We start from the raw sequence: 12371 nt of genomic DNA, 5'->3' as shown, positions 1-12371 counted from the left end.
ATAGAAAGGATTGATTAAATGAAGAGGATAAATAGAAGCTCTAAGATTAGAGATTTTCATCAAGCGAAATGGAATGAGCCAATTATATTTGAATTAAGTCGTAAGGGTGAAAGGGGAGTATTGGTTCCTAAAGCAGAAGAAGCTATAGTTAATCAAGTAGGAGATGGATTGTCTAAGCTTCCTTTATCTATGAGAAGAAACGGATTGCCTAATTTGCCAGAAATAAATCAGAAAAGAGTTTTAATGCATTATTTAAGGCTTTCTCAGGAAACTTTAGGTGGAGATATAAATGTGGAGATTGGACAAGGAACTTGTACAGTAAAATATAATCCTAAGATTAATGATAAAATTGCTAATACTGAAAAAATGACAGCACTGCATCCTTTACAAGATGAAAGTACAGTTCAGGGCATATTAGAGATAATGTATAAAACGGATTTAATGATGAGGGAAATTTCTGGTATGGATTATTTTAGTTTCCAACCTGGAGGAGGTTCTCAAGCTACTATGACAATGGCTTCCATTGTTAGGATGTATCATAGATTAAGAGGAGAAGAAGAAAAAAGAGATGAAATAATAACTACTGTATATTCTCATCCTTCTGATGCGGCGGCTCCAGCTCTAAAAGGATATAAAATAATTACAATTATGGCTGACGAAAATGGACATCCTGATTATGAGGCTTTTAAGGCTGCAGTAAGTGACAGGACAGCTGCCTTTGTTGTAGCAAATCCTGAAGATACTGGTATATTCAATCCAAGAGTAAAGGAATTTACAGATTTAGTGACTAAGGCCGGAGGATTAAATTGCTATGATCAGGCTAATGCCAATGGACTTTTTGGTGTAGCTAGGGCAAAGGAAGCAGGATTTCATATGTGCTATTTTAATCTTCATAAATCCTTTGGAACACCACATGGATGTGGAGGGCCAGGCTCTGGTGCAATAGGGGTAGTAGAAAAATTAAAGCAATATTTACCAAAGCCATTAGTTGGCTATGATGGCAAAAAATACTTTTTAGATTATGATTTAAAGGATAGTATTGGAAAAGTGAAGGCTTTTTATGGTACACCGCAAGTTGTTCTTAAAGCATATGCTTGGATAATGAGTTTAGGAGCAGAAGGATTATATGAAGTTGCTAAGGTAGCATCTCTTAACAATGTTTATTTAATTAAAAGACTATTAGAGCATAAAGGAATAACAGTTCCCTATAAAATAGATACTCAAAGAGTTGAACAGGCTAGATATACTGTTGAGAAAATAACTGAGGATACAGGAATTACTTCTGCTGATATATCCCGTAGAGTAATGGATTTTGGCATGCATATATGGTCTAGTCATCATCCGTATTATATTCCAGAGCCAATTACTTTAGAGCCAACAGAAACACCTTCTAGGGAAGATTTAGATGAGTATGTAGATACGCTACATCATATATTTAATGAGGCTTATGAATCTCCAGAAATAATTCATAAAGCCCCTCACAATAGTACTATCCATCAAGTAGATGAATCAAGCCTTGATGATCCGGAAAAATGGTGTCCATCTTGGAGGGTTTATCTTAGAAAGACAAAAGAAGATTAATTAGGTACTGCATTATGAGAACTATTGGACTAATTATCAATCCTGTGTCTGGAATGGGTGGTAAAGTTGGCCTAAAGGGAACTGACGGTAGAGAAATTTTGGATAAAGCAATAAAGCTAGGGGCTGTGAAAGAAGCCCCTAGTAAAGCCGTTAAGGCTTTAAAAAAGCTAGAGCCCATTAAGGAAGAACTGTTGATACTAACTTCTTCTTTTGATATGGGAGAGAATCAATGTAAACTTTTAGGTTTTGATTATGAAATAATTCATAAATCCACCCAAAAAACTAATGCTTTAGATACTATAAAGGCAGCTAAATTAATGGAGAAAAGAGGTGTAGAATTAATTATTTTTGTAGGTGGAGATGGTACTGCTAGGAATATATATGAGGCTATAAATAATAGAGTAGTCGTACTTGGTATTCCCGCGGGAGTAAAAATTCATTCTCCAGTCTATGGAAATACACCAGAATCTGCTGGAGAATTAGCTTTATTATATCTAAAGGGTGATAATCTTAATGTAAAAGAAGAAGAGGTTATTGATATAGATGAGGAAGCTTTTAGAAATGATATAGTAAGAACTCAACTTTTTGGTTATCTGAAAATACCCTATAAAAAAGAATTATTGCAAAATAAAAAGGCTCCTACTCCTTTGATAGAGGAAGCAAGTCAAAAAGCTATTGCCTTAGATATTATAGATAATATGGAGGAAGAAATATATTATATTATAGGACCAGGTACAACTACTAGAGCTATTATGGAAACATTGAATCTCCCTAGCACTTTATTAGGTGTAGATATTGTTAAGGATAAAAAGGTAATTAAATTAGACTGTAATGAAGAAGATATATTAAATATTTTAGATGATAACAAAGGAAGGTTAATCATAACTCCAACAGGGGGGCAAGGATATCTTTTAGGAAGAGGTAATCAACAAATAAGCCCCAAGGTACTTAAAATAATTGGAAAAGATAATATTTTAATAATAGCTCCTAATTCTAAAATAGTTGATTTAAGAGGAAATCCTCTTTTAATCTATACAGGAGATGAAACAACTGATAAAAAATTAGCAGGATATTATAGAATTAAGGTTGGATACAAAATGGATATTATATATAAGGTTTCAGGAGTATATTGAAACCTTATTTTGTAAGAAGAACTTTCAGAAAATTGGGAAAATTGACAGAATATTAACAAACTTAAATTATAAGGAGGTAATATGATGGCAATTATTAAATTAACACCTATATTTTTATTAGCAGGTTTAATGATATCTGGTATGGATTTAGTTATGGCAGCACCTTTAGCTACAATTTATGCTGGATTCATAGCTGGATTTACTGAAAAACATAAATATGATGAAATAATGGAAAATGGTTTTAAAGCTGTAAAGGAAATGATTCTTGTATTTTTCATTTTAATGTTTGCATATGCAGTGGCAGAAACCTTTATGGCTACAGGAGTCGGGGCATCTATTATAATAATCTCTTTGAAACTTGGAGTTACCGCAAAGACTGTTGCAATAGTAGGATTTGTAGTTACATCACTTTTATCAATAGCTACTGGAACCTCTTGGGGAACCTTTGCATCTTGTGCTCCTGTATTTTTATGGCTCAATCATATAGTAGGAGGTCATGTCCTACTTACAGCAGCTGCCATAGCTGGAGGATCCTGTTTTGGAGATAATATTGGTTTGATTTCAGATACTACAGTTGTTAGTTCAGGATTACAAAAAGTTAATGTAACAGATAGAGTAAGACACCAAGGGGTATGGTCAGGATTAGTTCTTTTGATATCTGGATTAGTAATATATTTGGTTAGTATTTCAATGGGATTACCTAATACAGTAGGTAATGCTGCTGATGCCATTAATTCTATACCAGCAGAGGTATTTGAAAGATTAGCAGAAGTTAGACCTGCTGCAGTTACATTATTAGAGCAGGTAAAATCAGGAGTTCCTTATTTTATGGTCATACCTATGTTTCTTGTAATAGCTATAGCATTCAAGGGAGTTCCCACAATGATTTGTCTTGGTATAGGAATTATATCTGCATTAATTTTTGGATTAGCTGCCGGTACAGTAGGTTCCCTAAATGAATTTTTGGAATTAGTTCAGGCTGGATTTGAGTCAGCAGGCAGCTGGTCAGTTGTTATGATGCTTTGGATAGGTGCTTTTGGCGGTATTATGAGTAGTATTGGGGCTTTTGAACCAATATCTAATTTTGTACTTAAAATATCAAAATCAGTAAGACAACTAATGTTCTATAATGGTGTTCTCTGTATAATTGGTAATGCTGCTTTGGCTGATGAGATGGCGCAAATAGTAACTATTGGACCAATAATAAAAGAAATGACGGATAAAAATGTAGAGGCATCGGAAGAGGATATGTATAAACTTAGACTACGGAATTCAGCTTTTTCCGATGCAATGGGAGTATTTGGTTCTCAGCTTATTCCTTGGCATTGCTATATGGGATTTTATGTAGCAATATGTATGGCAGTTTATCCTTTGCAAGAAATTACGGCTTTGGATATTATTAAATATAACTATATGGCAATAATAGCTGTATTTTCAATGTTAATTCTTACATTGACAGGGCTTGATAGGTTTATTCCATTATTTAATATACCATCGGAACCGCAGGTAAATCTTAAAAAGAAGAAGCAAAAAGTAGAGTTGTAAACTTTCACAGATTAATTTATATTCATATTTAGTATATTTAAAAGACCTCTGAAAATTAAAATTTTCAGAGGTCTTTATGTATAATTCAATATTATTTTAAAATAATATTGACAAAGCAATTAAAGAAGAATAAAATATAACCACACCCCCCTGGTGGGGGGATAAGGAAAGGAATGATATAGTGACAGTTAAAAAAGTAAATATAGATATAGTCGGTATGACCTGTGCAGCTTGCTCTAATAGAGTAGAAAGAGTATTAGCAAAACAGGAGGGAGTATTATCTGTAGTAGTAAATTTATTGGCGAACAAGGCAAATATTGAATTTGATACGGATAAGATTAAGCCAGAAGATCTAGTTAAAGTTATAGAAAAAACAGGATATAATGTTCCATTATTGAAAACAACATTAATAGTTGAAGGAATGACTTGTGCAGCTTGTTCTTCTAGGGTGGAAAAGGTATTAAATAAGCAGGAGGGCGTAGTCAAGGCTACTGTAAATTTGTCTACTAATAAGGCTGTAGTAGAATATCCATCTGGTGTAATAGATGAGGATATTTTAGTTAAAATCATAGAAAAGGCAGGGTATAAGGCAGAGGTTGAGATAGAAAGAGATTTAGATAGGGAGAGAGAATTAAGGGAAAAGGAAATTAAATCTTTGAAAACTTCTTTTATCATTTCAGCAATGCTTAGTTTGCCTTTATTTTCAGCTATGTTCTTTCATATGGCTGGAATCCATACCATTTTAACTAATGGATGGTTTCAACTAATACTTGCAACTCCTGTACAATTTCTTATAGGTTATAGATTTTATAAAGGAGCATATAACTCTTTAAGAGGTGGAGGAGCTAATATGGATGTTTTAGTGTCAATGGGAACATCTTCAGCTTATTTTTATAGTATATATAATCTTATAACAGGAGTTCATGAATATTATTTTGAAGCCTCTGCAGTCATTATAACATTAATCCTTTTAGGAAAAACCTTTGAGGCAGTTGCAAAGGGGAAAACATCAGAAGCCATAAAGAAGTTGATGGGATTACAGCCAAAAACAGCTAGAATTATAAAAGATGGAGTAGAGATGGATATTTCCATAGAAAAGATGGAAATTGGTGATATTGTAGTAGTTAGACCGGGAGAAAGGATTCCAGTAGATGGCACCGTTGTTGAAGGAAATTCAGCTGTAGATGAATCTATGATTACGGGAGAAAGTATTCCTATAGATAAAACTGTAGATGATGAAGTAATAGGTGCTACTATTAACAAATTCGGTACATTTAAGTTTAGGGCAACTAAAATAGGTAAGGATACTGTATTATCTCAGATAATTAAACTTGTTGAAGATGCCCAAGGTTCAAAGGCACCAGTTCAAAGATTGGCAGATAAAATAGCTGGAATATTCGTTCCTGTAGTTGTAGTTATTGCCTTAATAACATTTTTAGGATTTTATTTTATAGGAGGAAATTTTAATATTGGACTTATAAATGCAGTTGCAGTTCTAGTTATAGCTTGTCCATGTGCATTGGGTTTAGCTACACCTACGGCTATTATGGTAGGCACAGGTAAAGGTGCTGAAAATGGAATACTAATTAAATCAGGAGAGCATCTAGAAAGAGCACATAAAATGGATACAATAGTATTTGATAAAACGGGTACAATAACTAAAGGTGAGCCAGAAGTAACAGATATTATTTCTTTTAATGATATAGATAGAGATGAAATACTTAGAATAGCTGCATCGGTTGAAAAAGCTTCGGAGCATCCTCTAGGTTGGTCTATAGTAAAAAAAGGTGAAGAAGAATTATTAAGACTATCAGAGCCAGAAAAATTTATGGCAATTCCAGGTAAGGGACTTAAAGCTACCTTTGAAGGAAAAGAAGTACTTGTTGGTAATAGAAAGTTAATGGCTGATAATAATATTTCTATAACAAATGGAGAAGAAATTCTACTAAAATTAGAGCAAGAAGGAAAAACTGCAATGTTATTGTCCTTAGATAATAGACTATCGGGTATAATAGCAGTAGCAGACAAAATAAAAGAAACATCAAGAGATGCCATAGAAGAGTTAAAAAATATGGGATTAGATATATATATGATAACAGGAGATAATGAAAGGACAGCAAAAGCAATAGCTAAGGAAGTAGGGATTATCAATGTATTGGCAGAAGTATTGCCTGAGAATAAAGCAGAAGTAGTAGAGGAGATTAAATCCAGAGGTAAAAATGTAGGAATGGTTGGAGATGGTATCAATGATGCTCCTGCCTTAGCAGCGGCAGATGTAGGGTTTGCCATAGGTACAGGGACAGATGTAGCTATGGAGGCTGCAGATATTACCCTTATGAGGGGAGATTTATCTAGTATAGTTACAGCCATAAGGCTTAGCCATAGAACTATGAGAACTATAAAGCAAAATCTGTTTTGGGCATTTTTTTATAATAGTATAGGAATACCCTTTGCAGCATTAGGGTTTTTAGATCCAATGATTGCAGGGGCGGCAATGGCATTTAGCTCAGTATCCGTAGTGACAAATTCACTAAGACTAAAGAAGTTCAATTAACAATTAAAACATTAATTGATTTTAATATTTTAAAATTGCGTAAGGGCTTTTAGTTATTATTGAAAATTGATTAAAATGAGGAGGAATAAAAATGAAAAAAACATTATTAGTAGAAGGCATGTCCTGTGGACATTGTGAGAAGGCGGTAAAAAATGCATTAAAAGAATTAAATGGAGTATTTAACGTAGAAGTTGACTTATCGTCAAAAAAGGTAGAAGTTGAAGGAGAAGGTTTAAATGATATTCTTATAAAAGGAGCTATAGAGGATGCAGGATATGATTTAATAGAAATAAGGTAGAAAGTAGTGATTAAATGAACGAAGGCAAAAAGAAGGCAGCAAATAAATTAAAGACGGCTAGAGGACAGATAGACGGCATAATAAAAATGATAGAAGAAGATAGGTATTGTGTAGATGTTTCTACACAAATCCTATCTGCCATAGGACTTCTAAAAAAGGCAAATATAGATGTGTTAAACGGTCATATAAGATCTTGTGTAACTACGGCAATTTTAGAAGGTGAAGAGCAAGGTGAGGAAAAGATAGAAGAAATAATAAATATTATAGATAAATATATAAAGTAAAAATATAGAAATAGCTTGTGAACAACAAGCTATTAAAATTTTCAAAACACAATTTACAAAATATTCCTAAAAAAAACATTGTGTATAGGTATTTTTTGCCGTATAATAGTAATATTATTGCTATTGGGAGTGAAGAAATGTGAAAAATGAAATAAATGAAATTAGGGAAAAATTGCATAAGGAGATGGAGCTTAAAGAAATTACTAAAAAAAGTATAATTGAAATCTCCGAAGAATTAGATAAGCTTATTGTTCAATATTATTTAGAAGAAGAGAAAAGATTACAATAATAATTATGCAATAATTATGGTTTAAATTTCCCTATAAATAGAATTGTGATTAAATCAAAGGTCAAAAATGGTCAAACCCATATAGATACTTTCAGCTATTTTCCAGCAAAGGATAAGATAAGTTTATAGATATCCTTTATTAAGGAAAGTTGTTCTTTAGAGCTACCCTTTAGTATATTAAATATTTCCTTTAGCTCGTCATCAATAGACTTTTTATAATTATTATCAAAAGCCTCCAAAATAAGCATATTTTCCATATAATGGCTATGGCCATATAGAAGATAATCTACGGATATATTCAGACTACTGGCGATATTTGCTAAAGTGTCTAAGCTCATCTTACGATCGCCCCTTTCAATCTGGCCAATATAAAATGATGATAGCCCAACTATCTCGGCAAATTTTTCTCTAGATATTCCTAGCTTTTCCCTTTCTAATCTAATTCTCAATCCGATGTCTTTGTAATTTAATGTCTTTTTAATTTCATTCATTTTTGCCACCTCAATTATACTGTATACATTTATTGGTCTTAACTAAATTGGCTATGGGCATATAAATATAATTGCCTATTTGCATAAAAGGGATTGTATTAAGCATAACGGATATTATATAATAAATACAATAAAATTTAGTGGGGGTAAAAAAATGAATATTAGAAAAAATGATATAGAAGAGTTAAGAGAGTTGTTACATAAAGCAATAAAAAATAATGAATATGGAGAAATATTAAAAATAAGCAAAGAACTTGATGAATTAATAATACAATATATTAAAAATGAAAATAGAATGAAAGAAGAAAATAGAATGAAAGAAGAAAATAGAATGAAAGAAGAAAATAGAATGAAAGAAAAATTTTATGATATATAATAATTTATATTATATTGATTTTATTTAATAAAATGGGTATAATTAAGCTGAAGGTCAAAGAAAGTCAAGGATAAAATCGAATTATAAAAAGGGAGCAGATTATATGGAATATAAAGATTATTATAAGATATTAGGGGTAGAGAAATCTTCATCTCAAGATGAAATAAAGAAAGCATATAGAAAATTAGCAAAGAAATATCATCCGGATTTACATCCAGATGATGATAAGGCACAAGAAAAATTTAAGGAGATAAATGAAGCATACGAAGTATTAGGTGATGCAGATAGAAAGAAAAAATATGATACGTTTGGATCGGGTTATAATTTTACAGGGGGACAAGATTTTGACCCATCCCAATACGGATTTGGAAATGGAAGTTATACCTATACTACCTCTGGAGACTTTAGCGATTTTTTTAATATGTTCTTTGGTGGAAGTCAGAAGACTACTAGTAGAATGGGTGGTTTTGATTTAGGAAATTTATTTGGTGGCGGGAGAAAGTCTACGGGAAGACAAACGCCATCCTATGAATCAGAATTAAATATTACATTAGAGGAAGGGTATAATGGTGTAATAAAAAATGTGAATCTTAATATAAGTGGAGAGAATAAGGCTATATCCGTAAATATTCCAAAGGGGATATTGCCCGGGAAAAAATTGAAGGTAAAGGGTGAAAAATGGGGAATAAAGGGAAGTATTCTATTTGAAATAAATTTTGTAGAAGATGGGAAAAATAAACTTGATGGTCTGGATGTAATAACAAGGCTAGATTTATTTCCATGGCAGGCTGCACTTGGTGATAAAGTAATAGTATCTACTTTAGATGGAAAGATTAAAGTAGATATCCCTAAATTCATTTCATCTGGGAAAAAGATTAGGATACCTAAAAAGGGATATAAAGATATGAAAGGCAACCAAGGAGATTTATATATTGAAATGAACATAGTAATTCCACCAAGTCTTGCAGAAGAAGAAATTAAGTTATATGAAAAATTAAAGGAAATAGCAAGGAAGAATAATTGATAGCTGAGAATGTAGAATGAGGACTTGATATTTTGTACTATGGTTCAAAATGATAGAATTATTATCCTGTGAGTAGTCTTTTATTATCTCGAGCGGAGTTAAGTGTCTTAGATTTCAAAAATATACACAAATAATTCTCAATTAAATAAATGGAGGGATAAATATGGATTTAAACAAATTTACACAAAAATCATTAGAAGCAATACAAAATTCACAAAACGTGGCCATAAAAAATGGGAATCCAGAACTTCAAGAAATCCATATTCATTATGGCCTAATGATGCAGAATGATGGATTAATTCCAAAAGTATTATCTTATATGGGAGAAAATCCAGAGTTAATTACCATGGATGTAGAGAGAGAAGTAGATAAACTACCAAAACAATCTGGTAGTGGAGCATCCTTATATCCTAGTAGAATATATACCAAGATTTTACTCAATTCCGAAGAAGAGGCTAAGAAATTTGGAGATGAATATGTAGGGGTTGAGCATATTTATATATCACTTCTCAAGGAAAAGGCAACAGCCTCAGAGAGAATATTTAATAAATATAATATTAATCTTCAAAGATTTTTAGAAGCCTTGAAGAAAATAAGAGGAAATCAAAATATAACCTCAGACAATCCAGAATCTACCTATGAAGCATTAACTAGATTTGGAAGAGATTTAGTAGAAGAGGCCAAAGCTGGGAAAGTTGATCCAGTTATAGGAAGAGATAGTGAGATACGAAATGTAATTAGAATACTATCTAGAAGAACTAAAAACAATCCGGTTCTAATAGGAGACCCAGGAGTAGGTAAAACAGCCATAGTAGAAGGATTAGCCCAAAGGATAGTCAATGGAGATGTACCAGAAGGACTTAAGGACAAGACAATATTTGCCCTAGATATGGGAGCCTTAATAGCTGGTGCTAAATATAGGGGAGAGTTCGAGGAAAGATTAAAAGCAGTATTATCTGAAATTGAGAAATCAGATGGAAGAATAATAATGTTTATAGACGAACTCCATAATATAGTAGGTGCTGGTAGAACTGACGGGGCAATGGATGCATCAAATCTTTTGAAACCTATGTTAGCAAGGGGAGAGGTTCATACCATAGGAGCTACAACCTTAGATGAATATAGACAATATATTGAAAAAGATGCAGCCTTAGAGAGAAGATTTCAAAAAGTATTGGTCACAGAGCCTACAGTAGAAGACACCATATCCATACTCAGGGGATTAAAAGAAAAATATGAAATCCATCATGGAATAAGGATATCAGATGGTGCTGTAATAGCCGCTGCAACTCTTTCTGATAGATATATATCTGATAGGTTTTTACCTGATAAGGCTATAGACTTGATGGATGAGGCTTCGGCTATGATAAGAACAGAGATAGACTCCATGCCTGTGGAGCTTGATGAAATAAGAAGGAGAATACTTCAATTAGAAATAGAAAAGGCCGCATTAAAAAAAGAAACAGACGAAGCATCTAAAATAAGACTAGAAAAATTAGAAAAAGAATTATCAGACTTTAAGGAAAAATATGATGTGCTGAAAGCTCAATGGGAAGACGAGAAAAAGAATATATCTAGAGTCAAAGAGTTCAAGGAAGAAATAGATAGAGTAAAAAGGCAAATAGAAGAAGCGGAAAGAAAATATGACTTAGAAAAACTATCACAATTAAAATATGGCACTTTAGTTGAATTAGAGAAAAAACTACAAGAAGCAAATGAAAAAAATGAAAAAGATGAAAGAATGTTAAAGGAAGAAGTTACAGAAGAAGAAATAGCTGAAGTAGTAGCTAAATGGACGGGAATTCCAGTGTCTAAATTAGTTGAAACAGAAAGAGAAAAACTTTTATCTTTAGGTGAAATCCTTCATAGGAAAGTAATAGGTCAAGATGAAGCAGTGGTATCCGTAGTAGATTCTGTAATCAGGGCAAGAGCTGGAATGAAGCCCTTAAATAGACCTATAGGATCTTTTATATTTTTAGGTCCAACAGGAGTAGGAAAAACAGAACTATCTAAGGCCTTAACCTCATCTTTATTTGATGACGAAAGAAATATGATAAGAATAGATATGTCTGAGTATATGGAAAAGCATTCTGTATCAAGACTTATAGGAGCACCTCCAGGATACGTAGGTTATGATGAAGGAGGACAATTAACAGAAGCAGTAAGGAGAAAACCTTATTCAGTTATTTTATTTGATGAAATAGAAAAGGCTCACCCAGATGTATTCAATATATTGCTTCAAGTGCTAGATGATGGGAGGTTAACTGATAATCAGGGTAGAACAGTAGATTTTAAAAATACTGTTATTATAATGACATCTAATATAGGTTCTTCATATTTACTTGAAGGTATAAGACCAGATGGAAGTATAGATGAATCAGCAAGAGATAAAGTAATGGATGAAATGAGAAGAATTTTTAGACCAGAGTTTTTAAATCGTGTGGATGAAATCGTAATGTTTAAACCATTGCAGAGAGATGAAATATTTAAGATAATAGATTTACAAATAGGAGAGATTAGCTCTCGTCTAGAAGATAGACAAATTTCCATAGAATTAACAGAAGGAGCAAAGGAATTTGTCTTAAATAGAGCTTATTCAATTCAATATGGTGCAAGGCCAGTTAAGAGATTTTTACAAAAGCATCTTGAAACTGAAATTGGTAGAATGATTATTAAGGGAGATTTGAAAGATAAGGATAGGATAACAGTGTCTGTGGAAAATGGAGAATTGAAGATGAGTTCTATTGATTTTTCTTAATAAAAAATTAATTTTAAATGAGTTTCAAAAAGGCTTCT

At 32.5% G+C, this 12371-nt stretch carries 11 protein-coding genes; 10 read left to right on the top strand and 1 reads right to left on the bottom strand.

The features are described from left to right. Positions 1 to 18 precede the first annotated feature (18 nt). From gcvPB to RT714_RS01315, 7 genes are all read left to right on the top strand, one after another. Positions 19 to 1581 carry an aminomethyl-transferring glycine dehydrogenase subunit GcvPB gene (gcvPB, locus tag RT714_RS01345; protein ID WP_313755817.1) on the top strand — a complete coding sequence of 521 codons (1563 nt, stop codon included), beginning with the start codon at positions 19 to 21 and terminating at the stop codon, positions 1579 to 1581. Between the two features lie 14 nt (positions 1582 to 1595). Further along, positions 1596 to 2714, top strand: coding sequence for an ATP-NAD kinase family protein (locus tag RT714_RS01340; RefSeq protein WP_313755816.1), 1119 nt, complete (start codon positions 1596 to 1598; stop codon positions 2712 to 2714). Between the two features lie 84 nt (positions 2715 to 2798). Continuing rightward, a complete protein-coding gene (locus tag RT714_RS01335) occupies positions 2799 to 4259 on the top strand; it encodes a Na+/H+ antiporter NhaC family protein (RefSeq protein WP_313755815.1) in 1461 nt (486 codons plus the stop codon). Positions 4260 to 4440: 181 nt separating this feature from the next. Beyond that, positions 4441 to 6813 carry a heavy metal translocating P-type ATPase gene (locus RT714_RS01330; RefSeq protein WP_313755814.1) on the top strand — a complete coding sequence of 791 codons (2373 nt, stop codon included), beginning with the start codon at positions 4441 to 4443 and terminating at the stop codon, positions 6811 to 6813. A gap of 91 nt (positions 6814 to 6904) precedes the next feature. Next, a complete protein-coding gene (locus RT714_RS01325; protein WP_313755813.1) occupies positions 6905 to 7111 on the top strand; it encodes a cation transporter in 207 nt (68 codons plus the stop codon). A gap of 14 nt (positions 7112 to 7125) precedes the next feature. Continuing rightward, entirely contained in the window at positions 7126 to 7395 is a 270-nt protein-coding gene (locus RT714_RS01320) for a metal-sensing transcriptional repressor (protein ID WP_216543881.1), read from the top strand. A 139-nt stretch (positions 7396 to 7534) separates the two neighbouring features. Continuing rightward, positions 7535 to 7684 carry an aspartyl-phosphate phosphatase Spo0E family protein gene (locus RT714_RS01315; protein WP_313755812.1) on the top strand — a complete coding sequence of 50 codons (150 nt, stop codon included), beginning with the start codon at positions 7535 to 7537 and terminating at the stop codon, positions 7682 to 7684. Positions 7685 to 7779: 95 nt separating this feature from the next. Here the strand turns inward: RT714_RS01315 and RT714_RS01310 are convergent, their stop codons facing one another. Next, positions 7780 to 8175: a helix-turn-helix domain-containing protein gene (locus RT714_RS01310; protein ID WP_313755811.1), complete on the bottom strand. Its 396-nt coding sequence runs from the start codon at positions 8173 to 8175 to the stop codon at positions 7780 to 7782. A 154-nt stretch (positions 8176 to 8329) separates the two neighbouring features. Here RT714_RS01310 and RT714_RS01305 point away from each other — a divergent pair, with 154 nt between their 5' ends. The 3 genes from RT714_RS01305 (at position 8330) to clpB (ending at position 12333) form a co-directional block, all read left to right on the top strand. Further along, positions 8330 to 8551: an aspartyl-phosphate phosphatase Spo0E family protein gene (locus tag RT714_RS01305; protein WP_313755810.1), complete on the top strand. Its 222-nt coding sequence runs from the start codon at positions 8330 to 8332 to the stop codon at positions 8549 to 8551. A 103-nt stretch (positions 8552 to 8654) separates the two neighbouring features. After that, positions 8655 to 9575, top strand: coding sequence for a DnaJ C-terminal domain-containing protein (locus tag RT714_RS01300; protein WP_313755809.1), 921 nt, complete (start codon positions 8655 to 8657; stop codon positions 9573 to 9575). Positions 9576 to 9738: 163 nt separating this feature from the next. Beyond that, positions 9739 to 12333 carry an ATP-dependent chaperone ClpB gene (gene clpB / locus RT714_RS01295; RefSeq protein WP_313755808.1) on the top strand — a complete coding sequence of 865 codons (2595 nt, stop codon included), beginning with the start codon at positions 9739 to 9741 and terminating at the stop codon, positions 12331 to 12333. The last annotated feature ends 38 nt before the right edge of the window (positions 12334 to 12371 follow it).

It is taken from the genome of Tissierella sp., from assembly GCF_032104385.1.
Classification (GTDB): Bacteria; Bacillota; Clostridia; order Tissierellales; family Tissierellaceae; genus Tissierella.
Note: the sequence above shows the minus strand (reverse complement) of the source record. Positions and strands in the feature narration are given on the sequence as shown.